Source organism: Arabiibacter massiliensis (assembly GCF_902386925.1).
Lineage (GTDB): Bacteria > Actinomycetota > Coriobacteriia > Coriobacteriales > Eggerthellaceae > Arabiibacter > Arabiibacter massiliensis.
Genome location: NZ_LR698996.1, coordinates 549,522 through 564,105 on the forward strand (window position 1 = coordinate 549,522; position 14,584 = coordinate 564,105).

A 14,584-nucleotide genomic window follows, 5' to 3' on the forward strand; every position below is an offset into this window, starting at 1 on the left:
TAGGAGTCGTCCGAGGGCAAGATAGGGCCTTAGAACGGCTCTCAGAGCCTCGTTTATAAAACCCCAGGTCAGAGGCATGAAAAATCGACCTATTGAAGGATTGCCATGAGCGACAGCGACAATTTGCCTCCCGAGCCCCCTCGTCCGCCTCGAAACGGGGCCGAACCCGATCCCGACGAGCGCCAGCCCGGCCTTTCGCCGAGCCTGCAGCCGAACGTGCTCGACATGCAGCAGCTGAAGAAGGCCCAGACGCTCGTGATGGTGGCGAACATCGCCGGCCCGGTGTCGCTCTTCCTGGGCGGCGTGCTGCTGAGCACGGTCGGACTCGTGTGCGCCATCGTTGCGAACTCACGGCTCAAGCAGTTGGTGACGAGGACGACGCGCGTCGGGGCGGCTGCCGCGCTGTTGAAGCGCTCGAGCGCCGTCGGCATCGTCTTGTGCGCCATCGCGCTCGTGCTCAACGGGATTTCCTTCTTCATCTTGCTGCCCGAGGTCATGCAGATGATGGAAAGCGGAGACTACGCCGGCTTCGCAATGGACCCCGGAAGCGGAGCCGCAGGGTCATCAACCTGGGGCTAGCGTAGGCGCATTTCGAGAAATACCGTCTTGAGCCGATCGAACAGCGTTTTGCGAGATGAGGGCTCGATGCAAATTTCATTTTTCACTGCATGATCCGAAAAGACCAATGCGAATGAGAAGCTGATATGCAGGTGTTTCTCCATTAGACGCTCCTTCGCGAATCCCTCTGCAATATGATAAATCAGATTCCTTAATATTGTATGTCCATTTTGATGATAACATGTCTTATGTAAAGTCAGGGAATGGCAGATGCGGCGGCGGGATGCGGGATGGGAACTGAGATTGGCAGAGCTGTCGTACCTCCTCCCCCTGTAGATCGTTTTGCACATGGCGTACAACCGGATCCTTTCCACTGTTGCACGTAAATCTGGGTTGCTCGACACAAAAAACCTCGGCGTGAAAGGTCCGGAAGCAAAAACGGACGCGCATCGGCTCCCCTGAGCGGAAGGCTTCCAGCGTTTTCCCAGGTCGCGAAAAACCGGAGGCTGCTCGGCCCGCCGGGATCCTTTCACGCCGAGGTTTTTTGTGCGGAAGAAGCATGATGCGCGTGCAGCGTTGCTTCAGAGCCCCTGTTCTCCACTATCGCGTTGCAAAGCGATAAACGGAAGCCTCTTAGAGTAACTCTAACGTAAGTGTCAGGCTGCTGGAGCTTCTTTGTTGAACCGGCGGTTGACTGCGCGCCCTTCCTCGGGCTGCTCGGCATAGACGGATGCGCTTCTATGCCGTATGCTTGCACCACGCGCTTTTCATAAGGAGAGGAGAGGGAGCATGGTTCGAATCAAGAGGGGGCTCGCCGGGCTGCTGGTGGCGGCGCTGCTGGCGTTCGGGGCCTTCGCGCTCGTGAGCTGCGGCCCGAGCGCCGAGGAGGTGGTGCGCGAAGGGGTGACCAAGGAGCTCGACAGCCTGAAGAACCTCGATGCGAGCCTCGTCGACGAGCTCGCCGCGTCCGCAGGGGTGGAGCAGCTCGCTGACTTCGGCATCGACGCCAAGGAGTTCGTGAGCACCTATCTGGGCGGCTTCGACTACCGCATCGACGACGTGACGGTGAACGGGGATGCTGCCACGGCCACGGTCACGCTCACCTGCAAGAGCTTCGCGGCTTACACCGATGCGCTTGAGGCGGCCTCGGCTGAGCTCGCCGGCGACGAGTCGCTCGCCGATCTCAGCGAGGAGGAGCTCAACCAGAAGCTCGGCCAGACCATCATGGACGCCATCGCCGCAGTGCCTGCGACCGAGACGGCGCCGGTGGCGCTCACGTTCGAGCGCAAGGACAACGTCTGGACCCCCACGGCCGACGCCCAGCACGCCCTGTCCAACGCGTTGTTCTCGAATTAGGGGATCGCGCGGCGCGGTAACGGTTCAACCACCGTTCGGTAACCGTTGGCGCGAGGGGTGCCGGGCCGCGCCGCCTGACTGATATCCTCTCTGCGAGCCGTACGGCTCGCGGTCTGGATGCAAGGAGGAGTCATGGGATACGTGATTTCGCTGTTGTGCTTCGCGGGCGTCCTTTGGTGCGCATCGCTCGTTCGACGCCTTGCGTGACAGCGCACAGTTCTAACGCAAGGAGCCGTCCACGCGCCGGCTCCTTGCGTATTCGGATGACGTGCGTCAACAAGCACGTTGCAGTTCGCCCCCGGCCCTTCCCCGCCGCCCCGCCGCGCCCTGCAGGCGCGCTACGATCGGTCTTCCCCAACCGCGTCGCAGACGGAAAGGAAGGTGCGGCCATGGCCGGAAAGAAGGGCGCCATCGCGTTCGGCCTCGTGTACATCCCCATCGAGATGTTCGCGGCCACCCAGGACGACGCCGTGCGGTTCAACCAGCTGGCGAAGGACACGATGAAGCGCGTGCGCTACGTGAAGACGTGCCCCGACTGCAAGCGTGAGCTGGGGCCCGACGACATCGTGCGCGGCTACCAGTACGAGAAGGGCAAGTACGTCGTCGTCTCCGACGAGGAGCTCGACGCCGTCAAGAGCGCGGCGGACCGCTCGCTCAAGATCGTGCAGTTCTCTGACTTCGCCGAGGTGCCGCCCATCTACTTCGAGAAGCCCTACCAACTGGTGGCGCAGCCCGGCGGCGAGAAGGCGCTCGAGCTATTGCGCCGCGCGATGGTGGACGAGGGCAAGATAGCCATCGGCACCACGGTGCTCGGCAACTCCGAGACCCCCATCGCGCTCATCCCCTACGAGGACGACCTGGTCATGATGACGCTGCACTACGCGAGCGAGGTGAAGGACATCCCCAAGTCCCTCGAGCACCCCGACGTGGCCGATGCCGAGCTCGACATGGCGAAGCGCCTGGTGGAAAGCATGACCGAGCCCTTCGACCCCGCGCGGTTCAAGAACTCCTACCAGGAGAAGCTCATGGACCTCATCCAGAACAAGATCGCCGGCAAGCAGGTGGTGGCCGCAGAGCCCGCCGCGCAGCCCTCCAACATCATCAACCTCATGGACGCGCTCGCCGCCAGCTTGAAGGCCCGCGAGGACGAAGGCGACGGCGAGGGTGCGAAGGAGGCGGCCGCCCAGGAGCCCGAGAAGCCCGCCCCGAAGCGCGGGCGCAAGAAGGCCTCCTAGCCGCCGTCCGGCCCCGTGCCGCCGCTCCCCCGCCCGCGCAGGCTCCAAAGGCGCTTGACGACCCAGACGGAGGCGAGCCCCAGGCCCACGCCCACGATCGCGCCCACCAGGATATCGCTCGGGTAGTGCACGTACAGGTAGATGCGCGAGATGGCGATGAGCGCCGCCACGACGAGCGCGCCGGTCTTCACGGCCTTCACGCCGCGCCCGCCTTCCGGGATGCAGCAGATGGCGGTGGCGGCGGCGAAGGACACCATCGAGTGGTTCGACGGGAACGACGTGCCCAGGGGCGGCGGGACGAGCAGCCCGAGGAACTCGTGCGCGACGAAGGGCCGCGGGCGGTCGAACAGCGGCTTGAGCACGAGCATGCCGATGGCGGCCGTGGCGACCACGGCGAGTATCACGGCCGCGCCGTACTGGCGGCGCTTCGGCTGCGCGAGGAGCACGGCGCCCGCGACGAGCCAGACGAGCGCGAGGTCGCCCAGATGCGTGAGCGCGATCATGACGTCGTCGAGCAGGGGCGTGCGCAGGCGCTCCTGGATGAAATCGAGGATGGCGAGGTCCACAGGCAGCCTCACGCGGCCCGTGCGCGGCCAGCAGCGGAGGCGCTCATCGGGCGCTCCCCTCCCCGTCCTCGGGCTCGAGCACCTCGGCGTAGCGCGCGTAGAGCCCGGGCAGGGCGCGCTTCACGCTCACGGGTTTGAACGTCTCCGCGTCCACGAGGCAGTGGGTGCTGCGTCCCGTGCAGCAGGGCTTCGCCGCATCGAGGTCCTGGCCCTGCTTGAACACCTCGTAGGCGTAGACGGTCTTCGTCGGACGCGAGGAGACGACGCGCGTGCGCACGATGGCGATGTCGCCGTAGCGCAAGGGCTCGCCGTAGTCGCAGGTGAAGCTGACCACGGGCGATATGAAGCCCGCCTCCTCGATCTTGGAGTACGGGAACCCGATAGCCTCGAGGAAGGCGGTGCGCGCGTCCTCGAAGTACAGCAGGTAGTTCGCGTGGTAGACGATGCCCATCATGTCCGTTTCGGCATAGCGTATGGTTATTGGCGTGCAAACCCGCATGGTCCGGGCACCCGTCCTTTCCGATCGGCTACAATGACGGCATGAGGAATATCGTAGCGTATATGGCCGAGGAGCAGCGAACCTTCGCGGAATCACCGTTTAACCCGGTGGACTCGCTCGTTTTCTCCACGCTGGCCTATCTGAACTACGAGGAGGCCCCCTGCCTGCCCGCGGAGCCCGGCGAGCGCGTCCTGCTGCACGACGTGGTGATGCTCGCCGACTGGGACGCGCTCACGGCGCACAGCTGGATGGAGGACGCGAAGGACACGCGGGACTTCCTGCACGTGCTCTCAGCGAGCCGGCGCATGCGCGACGTGCGCGTCGCCTTCTACGCCAACGAGCTCTCCGAAGCGGTGGAGAAGCAGTTCTCGGCGGTGACGCTGTTCTTCCCCGCCGCCGCGGGCGAGACGGCCTACCTGGCCTTCCGCGGCACCGACGGCAGCTTCGCCGGCTGGAAGGAGGACTTCAACCTGTGCTTCAAGCGGGTGATCCCCTCCCAGCGCACGGCGGCGGCCTACGTCTCGGGCGTTGCCTCGGCCTTCGGCGGGCCGCTCATCCTGGGCGGGCACTCCAAGGGCGGCAACCTCGCCGAGTACGCGGCGCTCACGGTGGACGAGGGCGCCTACGCGCGCCTCGAGGGCGTGTACAACCACGACGGGCCGTCCTTTTTGGAGGATCCCTCGCCGCGCATCGATGACGTGCGGTTCTGCGCGCTGCTGCACAAGACGGTGCCCGAGTCCTCGGCGTTCGGCATGATCCTCGAGCGGCGCGCGGACTTCCGCGTGGTGGTGTCCTCGGCGCTGTCGGTGTTCCAGCACGAGCCGTTCACCTGGCAGACCGAGGGCGACGACTTCGTGTACCAGGAGGCGCTCAACCCCACGGCGGTGTTCTTCGACGAGGCGCTCGACGCGTGGCTGCGCAGCAAGGCGCCCGAGGAGCGCGAGCGCTTCATCGATACCATCTACGAGCTCTTGGCGTCCACCGAGGCCGCGTCGTGGGCCGAGTTCCAGGAGAAGCTGTTCGCGAACACGCGCCAGGTGCTCGGCGCGCGCTCGAAGCTGGACGCCGAGACGAAGAGCTTCATCTGGCAGACCATCGGCTCGCTGGGCGGCATCCTCAAGAACGAGACCATCAAGCGGTTCAAGCCCGCGCCGCCCACGTGGCTGTCCGGGCGGCGCAACCGCTACGACGAGGGGAAAGGAAGCGGAGCATGAGCGCAGAGGCGCGCGAGATAGCGGAGGAACCCGAGGCGGCGGGCGGCTTCGGCCGGCTCACGCCGCGCATGGCCGTGCAGTTGGCCGCGCCCCACACCTGGCCCGCAGCCATCCTGCCCGCGCTCGTCGCGCTGGCGGCGGCCGCGGTGACGGCACCGGCCGTGTCGGCGACGATGGCGTGCGCGCTGCTGGTCATCTGCGTGCTCATGCAGGCCGCCGTGAACACGTTCAACGACTACTACGACTACGTGAAGGGCGCGGACTCGGCCGACGACAACGTGGACCCCACCGATGCCGTGCTGGTGTACAACAACGTGGATCCGCGCGCGGCGCTCGCGCTGGCGATCGGGTTCCTCGCGGCGGCGTTCGCGATCGGGGCCTACGTCATCTGGATCGCCGGGTGGATCCCGCTCGCCATCGGCGGCGTGGGCGCGGCCATCGTCGTTCTGTACTCCGCCGGCAAGACGCCGCTGTCGTATCTGCCCGTGGGCGAGCTTGCCAGCGGGCTCGTGATGGGCGGGCTCATCCCGCTCGCCTGCTACCAGGCCCTGACCGGCGTCTTCGACCTGCGCGCGCTTTTGTGGGCGGTGCCCACCATCCTGGGCGTGGGGCTCATCATGCTCACGAACAACACCTGCGACATCGAGAAGGACGTGGAGTCGGGCCGCCGGACGCTGCCCGTGCTGCTCGGGCGCGAACGCGCGCGGCGGCTTTACCACGGCGCGGTGTACGCCTGGGTGGCGGCCGTCGTCGTCCTGCTCGCCGCGTTCTTCTCCAACGGGCTCGTGGTGGCCCCGTTCATGCTGCTCGCATCCTATCCCCTGCTCAAGGCTCTCTTGTCCAATCCGCTCGTTCCCGCCTCGCGCATCGGCGCGATGGCCCAGGTGTGCGGCGTGAACGTCGCGCTCGGGGCGTTCTACGCGGCCGGCATCCTGGCGAGCGGCGCCGTGCTCGTCATCTGAAAGCGAAGGAGTAACCATGGAGGCAACCGTCGCCGCCCTTGCGGCAACCCTCGTCGCGCTGGCCGCGTTCGCCGTCGTCGGCGCCATGTTCTGGCGCGGATCGTGGCTCGAGCTGCTTGCGGCCGAGGCGGCCCGCTCGCCTGAGGACGAAGCGGGGCTCCGGACGCTTGCCCGCCGCATGGTCGTCGTGCTGGCCGTCGGCTGCGCGCTCATGGCCACGCTCGCGCTGTTCCTGGCGGCAGGGCTCGCCGGAGCGGCCGGCCTGGCCTCGGTCGCGACGTTCGCCAACAACGTCGCCTTCGTCGCGCTCATCGCGGTCGTGGCCTGGTTCTTCATCGTGCAGCGTCCCGAGCGCCCGGAGGGTGCCGAGAACGCCGCGGCGGCTCGTGCCCGTACGGCGCGCCTCGACCACCTGCACATGCGCACCATCGTGTTCATGCTGGCCGTGCTGGCGGTCGTGGCCGCCGTCGGCATGCTCGCCGCCCTCGCGTGATGTTTTTTGCCTGAGCGGAGCGCGTAGGGCGCCCCTCCTTGTCATCCTGAGCGCAGGGCGGCCCTCTTGTCATCCTGAGCGAGCGAAGCGAGTCGAAGGATCCCGCGCGGCGACAGCCCGAGGTGGCCGCAGCTCCCTTCTTGCCGTATACTCTCACCTGACGAGAACGAACGAGGCAGGGGGACGACATGGCTATCGCGCGCTTGGTGCTGGGCGTGGTGCTGCTCGTGGCGGCGGCGGTTCTGGCGGTGCAGCTGTACAACGGCCGCTGGCTGTTCCTGATCGCCGAGCCTGAGAAGGCCAAGAAGGGCACGTTCTACCCCGAGGGCACCGCCCGCACGGGCCAGCGAGCCTCGTGGGTGCTCGTGGCCTGCTTCGCCGTGACGGGCACGCTCATGGCCTCCGAGATGGCCGCCGTGCTCGAGGTGCCCGCGTTCGCGCAGACCGCCCAGCTCCTGAATGCCGTCGCCCTCGTCGCGTTCTGCGCGGCCGTGGTGTGGACGCTCTTCGGCGGCCGGACGGATCAGAGCTTCCAGACCCGCTTCAAGAAGGAGGGCGCGCGCCTGCTGATCCTGCTCCTCGCCTGCTGCATCATCCTCACCGCGGAGTCCCTCCTGTTCGCGTGATCGTGCCGGGCTTGCAGCAAAATCGCCCACCGATGCGCAAAAATCTCCCTCGTGCGAAACCCGCGCTGCAAGCAGCGAGATGCCTCATCTCATGAACAGGGAAAACGTCGTCAACGCTCGCGGCCAAACGTCTTCCGACAGGCGTATGGCCGCTCGGACTCTCGCACGAAGCCGCTATTTGTGCGCCAACCGAGCCATCCGCTGTTGATCCAATATCGACATGGCGCAGATTGCCTGAGCGAGCGAAGCGAATCGTAGGATCTCGCTGCCGCCCACTGCTTGCAGGAGGAGACGTGGACAAAATCGGCCCTCGGGGCTGATTTTGTCGCGCCGATCTCGCCTCACCACGGAGAAACCCCAGGTGGCGAGAAGCCGAGCCAAGAGTACCGGACGGAAAATCAGTCCCGAAGGCCGATTTTGTCCATGATGCTCCCGATCATTAAGTGTTTCACGTGAAACATCCGTTCGCGACCCAGCCGCTTCCCTCGCCCCCGCTCAGGATGAGTCACAGTCGTTTCGTCGCCGCATCTACGAGGTCGATGACTTCCTGCTTGGAGTGCACGTCGAGCTTGGCGTAGACGTTGCGGGTGTGGGTGCGCACGGTGTTCCACGATACCTGCAGCCGCTTGGCCGCGGCGCCGCTGTCGTAGCCCATGGCCAGGCAGCGCAGCACGTCCTTCTCGCGCGGCGAGAGGCAGGCCTCCTCGGCGATCTGGTCGATGGCCTGGCCGAACCTCCCCTTCTTGACGGCGGCCTCGTCGGAGAAGGGAGCGGGCAGCTCGTCTCCCAGAAGGTCGTCGAGCGACGTCTCGGGGTCCTCCTCGGTCTTGAACAGCCGGTCGAACTCCTTCTCCGAGAACAGCAGGAACGCGCACGCCAGCACGGCGAACGCGAGGGCGCCGAACAGCACGAGCGAGTTCGACGTGGCCGCCACCTGCGGGAACAGGTGCACGCCGGCGGCCCAGCCCGCGCCCGAGCCCAGCATGAACGCGCCGTAGCCGAAGCCGAACACGAGCACCGCCGAGATGCGGCGCTGGTACACCACGAACGCGAGGATGCACCACAGCACGAACTCGAACACGGCCGAGAGGAACGTCACGAGCTGGCTCCAGCCCAAATGCGTCACGCCCACGATGGGGCAGAACGCGATGAGCGCCACCACGGCGGCCATGATGACCGAGTAGATCTTGCCGAAGTCGAAGCGCTCGCCCTCCACGCCGATGGCCGCCGCCGCGAAGGCGAGCGCCATGAGCATGCGCAGCAGCATGACGAGGCGCGTGCTCTCCAGCGTGACGTCGACCGGCGACACCTCCACCAGCATCGATCTCAGCGCCACCACCACGAACGAGAACACGAGCGTGACCGCCACCAGCTTCCAGAACGACCGCGGGAAGCTCGCGCGGCTCTCCGAGCATGCCTGCGGAGCCTCCTCGCGCCCCTCATGCCGCTCGACGAACGACAGGCACGCTGCGAGTGCCGCCGCGAGCGGCATGCCCACGAACGACACGATGCCTGCGAGCGAGGGGCCGCCGGGGACGGGCTGCCAAGCGGGCGATCCGATGACGGTGAAGTACACGAGCGCGAGCACGATGTGCGAGAGCGCCGCATAGAGGATGGCCTTGCGCGGCGCGAGCCTGCCGAACAGCTCGCCGCACTTGAGGCCGATGACCGCCGTGCCCAGGCCGGTCAGGCCGCAGCCCAGGTAGAAAGCGGCGCGGATGACCCCGTAGGGCAGCAGGTAGTACAGGTAGTACGGCCCCACGGCGATGATGACGGCGCAGCCGAGCGATGCGAGCGCCCCGCCGGCCGCCACGAAGGCGGGACGCGCCAGGAGCCGCCGCGCCGGGGCCGCGCGGAACGTGGAGGCCAGAAGAGCGATGCCGAACGTGATCGTCGACACGATGTACATGGTGGAGATGTTCGCGCCGTCCACCTCGGTGTCGGACAGCCACGCCGTGCCGCTGTAGGCGATATAGGCCCAGGCGAGCCAGATGCCGAGCGAGAGGCACGGCAGCGACGGGCACGCCTTGACGAGCTTCCTTAAAACGTCTGCATGAAGCCGCAGGCTCCCTCCCCCGTGCGGACGCCGAACCCCTGCGCCCTCCCCTTGCGGCCGCGCCGTCGCGCTCAGGTCGCGCGGCGCGCCCTCCGATCGAGGGCCGCGCGCACGGGGCGCAGCACGAAGTAGCCGATGAACACGATGGAGTATACCGCAACGCTCGCTTCCGCGGCAATGCCGCCGCGCAGCGCGGAGGGCGCGAGCATCAGCAGCAGGTGCACGTAGGTGAGGGCGAAGAACGGGTACGCCAGGCGCTGGAGCTTCTTCCAGGATTCGGTGCGCATGCGCTTCTTCACGAAGTTGAACGAGGTCACGCCGAGGAGGAGCAGCAGCACGAGCAGCACGGCGGCCACGGCGAACGACACCGTCACGTTCACGTTGAAGGGGCCGCCCGCCAGGATGCGCGGCAGGTAGGACGCGAGATAGACGGCCATGTGCCCGAGCGAGAGGATCCACGCCACGATGGAGAGCTCCGCGCGCACGGGCTTGAGCCAGGCGTAGGGCCGCGACTCGCGCGGCAGCACGCCGATGTACATGACAACCACGAACAGCGCGAGCGGCAGCAGGCACTTCTGGATGAGGATGAAGAACATGCTCCATACCTCGCGGGGCATGCCGAACGCCGTCCCGGCCACGAAGGCCGCGTCGACGGCGACCGACAGCGCGTAGAATGCCATCGGGCACGCTTTCAGGGGGTTGCGCAGCGCGAAGCACGCCGCCACGGTGCACAGAAGGACGAGCGCGAACGTCATAGCCTTTCCAACTCCTCCCCCATCTCGGATAGCACCTCGGCGTCGAGCAGGAAGAAGCCCTTGCTCATCTTGAGCACGCCGCGGTAGAAGCGGGTCTTGAGGATGCGCAGCGCCAGCTCCTCGAAGTCGTCGAACCACGCCAGCACATGGTCGCGCAGCACCGCCTGCGAGAGCTCCACCTGCTCGCGCGCTCCGGCCGCGTCGCCCGCCTCGAGCGCCTCGATGGCGCGCCTCGACAGGACGGCGAGGAACCCGCAGATGAACGTCAGGTGGTCGTCGGGGTAGTCGAGCCCCTCGGCACGCTTGACGCCCTGCTGCCTGAACAGGCGGTATACCTCATGGTAGGACTCCTGGAACAGGAGCCCCTCGTCGCTGGTGAACACCGACTCGTAGGGCACGGCGTAGCGGCCCTCCCACGACGACGTGCCGGCGAACGCGGCGGTGAAGTCCACCGCCAGCTCCTGGCGCGTGCCGGAGTCGCGCTTGGCCAGCGAGCGCTCGATGTCGTGCAGCCCCTCGGCGAACAGCTCGTTCACATCGGCGTAGGCGGCGAGGTCCGCGCTCGCGATCGCATCCACCTGCTCGGCCGAAAGCGGCTTGAAGTAGAGCGCCGCGAGCATATCATAGAACGCCGCGCGCCCCTCGAGCGCGGAGACGATGTCGGCGTATGCGGCTCCTTCTGCCATGATGCATCCCCCTCTCCTCCCTCCCCGGCGAATCCCGCCACGTGAGGACGGGAGCCCCGGCGGACCTGGGGAGGGAGGTCGGCCCGCCGGGGATGTTCGGAATGCGAGACGGTCGGGCTACGCCTTCACGTAGCGGTCGGTCGTCTCCGGATCGTCTTGCCACTTCGCGGTCTTCGCGGAGAGGATGTACACCGTCGACGGCTTCAACCCGTGCTCGTCGGCCAGCTGGTGGCAGTTCTCGGCGCCGGCCGCGGCCACCGCCTTGGCGGCAGGGCTCTCGGGATCGTCGAGGTCGCCGAAGTAGCGCGCGCCGCAGCAGCAGTTGTGCACGCAGGCCGGCTCCCAGTTCTCGGCCTCATGGCGCTGGAAGCACAGCGTGCACTTCTCCACCTTGTTGGTGTTGGGGTTGAGCTGCCGCGCGTTGTACGGGCAGCCGGTGAGGCACGACTCGCAGCCGATGCACTCCTCGGCGTTCACGAGCACGACGCCCGTGGCTTCGTCGCGGTAGGACGCGCCCGTCGGGCACACCTCGATGCAGCCCGGGTTCTCGCACTGCTGGCACTGGATGGGGATCCAGTACTGCTGGATATCCGGGAAGGTGCCCACGGGCCCCACGGCGTGCACGTGGTTGTAGTACACGCCCAAGTCGACGTTGTTCTCAAGCTTGCAGGCCGCCACGCAGCTATCGCAGCCGCTGCAGCGGTCGAGATCGATGTCCAGGCAGTTTCTCATCAGAACACATCCTTCGTCTGGGCTTCGGACAGCATTGCCTCAGTGGGCAGGAACGGCGCGAACTCCTCGGGCTCCACCCAGATGTTCGCGGGCTTGGAGGACTTCTCGATCTTCACCGTGAAGCCGCGGTTGGTGTAGGAGCCGTACACCTCGTTGAAGGGGGCGTCGTTCTTCGTGAGCACGTTCACGTTGCACTCGCGCCAGCCGGCCGTGGGGTTGGCCTGGGACTCGTCGTAGCACTCGGGGTTCCAGAAGCGCTCCATCCATACGGTCTTGGGGTGCACGCCCTCGGTGAGATAGGCGCGCGCGTGCACCTCGCCGCGGCGGCTCGTCACCTTCACCCAGTCCATGTGCTCGATGCCGAGCTCCTTGGCGCTGGCCGGGTTGATGCGGATCTCCGCCGTGGGGTACAGCTCGCGGGACAGCGCCGCGTGGCGCATCGTGCCGTGGTGGAAGTACGGCACGCGGCCCGACGTGAGCACGAAGGGGTACTCCTCGTCCGAAAGCGGGCTCTCAGCCGGCTCGATGTAGGAGCAGATGGGGCTGTAGTCGGCGCAGGCCTCCTGCGGCTCCGGGTAGCAGAACGGGTAGCCCGTGCGAGACATGCGCAGCAGGATCTGGCAGTACACCTCGATCTTGCGCGACTCGGTGCCGAAGCCCGCCGGCAGCCCGTCGTCCACCACCGTCTCGTGCTGGTTGTAGCCGAAGTACTCGTCCTCGGGCGTCACGTAGGGCACGTACTTGTCGGTGTTCGCTACGAGCTCGTCCCAGCTGGGGGCGTGCAGCGTCTCGGCGACGCCGGCCTTGACCTCCTCCTCGGTGGCGCTGCCCAGGTAGCCCGGCACGAGGCCCGGCAGCTGGCCGCCCATCTTCTCCTTGCACTTGGCCACCACCTGCGCGGCCGGGATGGAGTGCGACACCGTCTCGCCGATGTGCACGCACTCGTTCTGCAGCCACTGGGTGTTGAGCTGCGTCATGTTCACCATGGGCTCCTCGAGCCACTCGCGCACGGGGAATACTAGGTCGGCGGCCTCGATGTGGAACGACGTGAGCATGGGGTACTGGCCGATGATGAAGTCCACCTCGGGGAACACGTCGTACCACGACTTCGCGTTGCCGAGCATGGCCAGCTTGTTGCCGGACATGTCGAACCACACGCGCGGCTTGAACGGCTCGCCCGTGGCGATGGCCTGGCGCACCGTGGGGATGTGGCTGTGGCACCAGGCGTAGAGGCCCTTGTGGTCCTTCATGCCCAGGCGGTCGACGAGCAGCTGGTTGGCCAGCTTCTGCTGCGGGTTCTCCTCGCCCAGCTTCTTGATGCGCGCCTCGTTCTCGGCGTCGGACATGCCGATGACCGCGCCGATGCCGTACATGTCGGAGAACATGCCGCCGAAGCCGTTGTTGAAGGTGACGGGGCGCGCCATGGGCTTGTTGCCCGCGCCGTACTGCGTCATGGTGCAGCCGGGCTTGTTCACGTAGCCCATGATGGAGTCGAGCCCCATGCAGCCGAGCGGCACCTGGCTGGCGGACTCGGTCATGTCCGACGCCACGCCGTTGGCGATGCCGGCCACGCCCGCGCTCGTGTAGATCTTGATGGCCTCTTCGATCTTGTCGGCCTGAAGCCAGCAGTTCTCGGCGGTGTGCTCGAGCGTCCAGGGCTCGGCCTCCTCCTTGTAGATCTGGCCGGCCGTCTTGTACGTCTTGCCGTTGAACTCGCCGGTCCAGAAGATCTCCGGGTCGACCGTGGCGTCAGCGGGCGCGGAGTACTCGAAGGGCGCCACCGCGCTCGTCTTCAGGTCGTAGCACACGTAGGCAGGCGTGTTCTCGGGCGTCGTCTGCTGGAAGTCGGGGAAAAGCTCGGTCGCCTTCACCGGCAGCTTCGTGTCCGGGTCGATGAGGAACGGCAGGTTCGTCCAGAACTTGGTGAACTGCTCGTCGTAGAGCTTGTTCTCGAAGATGTAGCGGTACCAGCACAGAAGCAGGCCCGTGTCGGTGGCCGGGCGCACCGGCAGCCATACGTCGGCCTTCACCGCATCGGGCGAGAAGTTGGGGTCGACGACGACGGTCTTCACGCCCATGGCGCGCAGCTCGGCCATGCCGCGGCCGGACTCGGCCGTCTGGCTCACGGAGGGCTGGGCGCCCCAGAGCACCACGGCCTCGGTCTTGTTGGCGTCGCCCGTGCGGAAGATCTCCTGCACGGCGTTGTCGGCGATGGACTGGTCGTTGCCGCCGTAGAAGAGCTTGGACAGGCTCCAGCGCGGCAGGTAGCACTGCGCGCAGCCCGGCTCGAACACCGTGGGCGAGCCGAACGCCATCGGCAGCGTCATGGCCTCCATGAACGAGTAGGAGCCGCCGCCGCCCACGCTCGCGAAGAACGCGTAGGGGCCGTACTTGTCGATGGCGTCGCAGATGTGCGTCGCCGCTTCCTCGACGGCCTCGTCCCAGCTGATGACCTCCCACTTGTTCTCGCCCCGCTCGCCGGCGCGGCGCAGCGGATGCAGCACGCGGCGCGGGCTGTACATGGTGTGCAGCTGGTTCAGGCCCTTGATGCAGAGGCTGCCGCGGCTCACGGGCGCGTCGGGGTCGCCCTCGAGCTTCACGACGACGCCGTCCTTCAGGTATGCGATGGCCGGGCACATCTGGATGCAGCCGTGGCACGAGGTCTTCATCGCGACGAGGCCCTCGTTCGGGTCGCCGCCGCCGCTTTGCTGGGCGGGCGCCTCCTCCTTCGGGGTCTCCTGCACGCAGCCGGCCATCGAGGCGCCGAACGCTGCCGCTGCGCCTGCCAACGCGGACGCTTTGACGAAGCTTCGGCGTGTCAACGTGGTTTCCGCCATGTTCTCAAC

General features: G+C 66.7%; 15 protein-coding genes. 7 read left to right on the plus strand and 8 right to left on the minus strand.

All coding sequences use genetic code 11. The features are described 5' to 3' along the window. Nucleotides 1-105 precede the first annotated feature (105 nt). Nucleotides 106-579 carry a hypothetical protein gene (locus FX134_RS02365; protein WP_232050813.1) on the plus strand — a complete coding sequence of 158 codons (474 nt, stop codon included), beginning with the start codon at nucleotides 106-108 and terminating at the stop codon, nucleotides 577-579. On the opposite strand, the gene FX134_RS14520 is transcribed toward FX134_RS02365, so the two are convergent. Further along, entirely contained in the window at nucleotides 576-722 is a 147-nt protein-coding gene (locus FX134_RS14520; RefSeq protein ID WP_172623347.1) for a hypothetical protein, read from the minus strand. The genes FX134_RS02365 and FX134_RS14520 overlap by 4 nt on opposite strands. Nucleotides 723-1,347: 625 nt before the next feature. Here FX134_RS14520 and FX134_RS02370 point away from each other — a divergent pair. Together FX134_RS02370 and ku are read left to right on the plus strand one after the other, a co-directional pair. Then, nucleotides 1,348-1,914: a hypothetical protein gene (locus FX134_RS02370; protein WP_080797366.1), complete on the plus strand. Its 567-nt coding sequence runs from the start codon at nucleotides 1,348-1,350 to the stop codon at nucleotides 1,912-1,914. A 389-nt stretch (nucleotides 1,915-2,303) separates the two neighbouring features. Continuing rightward, a complete protein-coding gene (gene ku / locus FX134_RS02375; RefSeq protein ID WP_080797367.1) occupies nucleotides 2,304-3,149 on the plus strand; it encodes a non-homologous end joining protein Ku in 846 nt (281 codons plus the stop codon). Here ku and FX134_RS02380 read toward each other — a convergent pair. After that, the gene (locus tag FX134_RS02380; protein ID WP_080797368.1) at nucleotides 3,146-3,715 is read right to left on the minus strand and encodes a phosphatase PAP2 family protein; all 570 of its coding nucleotides are present in this window, start codon (nucleotides 3,713-3,715) and stop codon (nucleotides 3,146-3,148) included. The two genes, ku and FX134_RS02380, sit on opposite strands and share 4 nt — an antisense overlap. Before the next feature lie 43 nt (nucleotides 3,716-3,758). Continuing rightward, entirely contained in the window at nucleotides 3,759-4,214 is a 456-nt protein-coding gene (locus tag FX134_RS02385; protein ID WP_080797369.1) for an acyl-CoA thioesterase, read from the minus strand. A gap of 41 nt (nucleotides 4,215-4,255) precedes the next feature. Here FX134_RS02385 and FX134_RS02390 point away from each other — a divergent pair, with 41 nt between their 5' ends. The 4 genes from FX134_RS02390 (at nucleotide 4,256) to FX134_RS02405 (ending at nucleotide 7,509) form a co-directional block, all read left to right on the plus strand. Continuing rightward, nucleotides 4,256-5,428: an Mbeg1-like protein gene (locus FX134_RS02390; protein WP_080797370.1), complete on the plus strand. Its 1,173-nt coding sequence runs from the start codon at nucleotides 4,256-4,258 to the stop codon at nucleotides 5,426-5,428. After that, entirely contained in the window at nucleotides 5,425-6,390 is a 966-nt protein-coding gene (locus FX134_RS02395; RefSeq protein WP_080797371.1) for a prenyltransferase, read from the plus strand. Before FX134_RS02390 ends, FX134_RS02395 begins: the two co-directional genes overlap by 4 nt. A 16-nt stretch (nucleotides 6,391-6,406) precedes the next feature. Continuing rightward, a complete protein-coding gene (locus FX134_RS02400) occupies nucleotides 6,407-6,883 on the plus strand; it encodes a hypothetical protein (protein ID WP_080797372.1) in 477 nt (158 codons plus the stop codon). Nucleotides 6,884-7,071: 188 nt separating this feature from the next. Further along, complete coding sequence (locus FX134_RS02405; RefSeq protein ID WP_080797373.1) at nucleotides 7,072-7,509, plus strand: lipocalin; 438 nt, start codon at nucleotides 7,072-7,074, stop codon at nucleotides 7,507-7,509. A gap of 505 nt (nucleotides 7,510-8,014) precedes the next feature. Here the strand turns inward: FX134_RS02405 and FX134_RS02410 are convergent. From FX134_RS02410 to FX134_RS02430, 5 genes are all read right to left on the minus strand, one after another. After that, nucleotides 8,015-9,418 (minus strand): helix-turn-helix transcriptional regulator, encoded by a 1,404-nt coding sequence (locus tag FX134_RS02410; protein ID WP_232050815.1) that lies wholly within the window; start codon nucleotides 9,416-9,418, stop codon nucleotides 8,015-8,017. A gap of 218 nt (nucleotides 9,419-9,636) precedes the next feature. Next, nucleotides 9,637-10,320 (minus strand): ferric reductase-like transmembrane domain-containing protein, encoded by a 684-nt coding sequence (locus FX134_RS02415; RefSeq protein WP_080797374.1) that lies wholly within the window; start codon nucleotides 10,318-10,320, stop codon nucleotides 9,637-9,639. After that, nucleotides 10,317-11,006, minus strand: coding sequence for a TorD/DmsD family molecular chaperone (locus FX134_RS02420; protein ID WP_080797375.1), 690 nt, complete (start codon nucleotides 11,004-11,006; stop codon nucleotides 10,317-10,319). Before FX134_RS02420 ends, FX134_RS02415 begins: the two co-directional genes overlap by 4 nt. A 117-nt stretch (nucleotides 11,007-11,123) precedes the next feature. Beyond that, nucleotides 11,124-11,738 (minus strand): 4Fe-4S dicluster domain-containing protein, encoded by a 615-nt coding sequence (locus tag FX134_RS02425; protein ID WP_080797376.1) that lies wholly within the window; start codon nucleotides 11,736-11,738, stop codon nucleotides 11,124-11,126. Continuing rightward, nucleotides 11,738-14,575 carry a molybdopterin-containing oxidoreductase family protein gene (locus tag FX134_RS02430; protein ID WP_080797377.1) on the minus strand — a complete coding sequence of 946 codons (2,838 nt, stop codon included), beginning with the start codon at nucleotides 14,573-14,575 and terminating at the stop codon, nucleotides 11,738-11,740. The genes FX134_RS02425 and FX134_RS02430 overlap by 1 nt, the downstream gene beginning before the upstream one ends. Between the last annotated feature and the right edge of the window lie 9 nt (nucleotides 14,576-14,584).

Coding starts and splice junctions, on each gene's coding strand:
- ku (WP_080797367.1), top strand. CDS start 2,304: ATGGCCGGAAAGAAGGGCGCCATCGCGTTCGGCCTCGTGTACATCCCC.
- FX134_RS02385 (WP_080797369.1), bottom strand. CDS start 4,214: ATGCGGGTTTGCACGCCAATAACCATACGCTATGCCGAAACGGACATG.
- FX134_RS02420 (WP_080797375.1), bottom strand. CDS start 11,006: ATGGCAGAAGGAGCCGCATACGCCGACATCGTCTCCGCGCTCGAGGGG.
- FX134_RS02400 (WP_080797372.1), top strand. CDS start 6,407: ATGGAGGCAACCGTCGCCGCCCTTGCGGCAACCCTCGTCGCGCTGGCC.
- FX134_RS02405 (WP_080797373.1), top strand. CDS start 7,072: ATGGCTATCGCGCGCTTGGTGCTGGGCGTGGTGCTGCTCGTGGCGGCG.
- FX134_RS02395 (WP_080797371.1), top strand. CDS start 5,425: ATGAGCGCAGAGGCGCGCGAGATAGCGGAGGAACCCGAGGCGGCGGGC.
- FX134_RS14520 (WP_172623347.1), bottom strand. CDS start 722: ATGGAGAAACACCTGCATATCAGCTTCTCATTCGCATTGGTCTTTTCG.
- FX134_RS02410 (WP_232050815.1), bottom strand. CDS start 9,418: ATGTACATCGTGTCGACGATCACGTTCGGCATCGCTCTTCTGGCCTCC.
- FX134_RS02365 (WP_232050813.1), top strand. CDS start 106: ATGAGCGACAGCGACAATTTGCCTCCCGAGCCCCCTCGTCCGCCTCGA.
- FX134_RS02370 (WP_080797366.1), top strand. CDS start 1,348: ATGGTTCGAATCAAGAGGGGGCTCGCCGGGCTGCTGGTGGCGGCGCTG.
- FX134_RS02415 (WP_080797374.1), bottom strand. CDS start 10,320: ATGACGTTCGCGCTCGTCCTTCTGTGCACCGTGGCGGCGTGCTTCGCG.
- FX134_RS02390 (WP_080797370.1), top strand. CDS start 4,256: ATGAGGAATATCGTAGCGTATATGGCCGAGGAGCAGCGAACCTTCGCG.
- FX134_RS02425 (WP_080797376.1), bottom strand. CDS start 11,738: ATGAGAAACTGCCTGGACATCGATCTCGACCGCTGCAGCGGCTGCGAT.
- FX134_RS02430 (WP_080797377.1), bottom strand. CDS start 14,575: ATGGCGGAAACCACGTTGACACGCCGAAGCTTCGTCAAAGCGTCCGCG.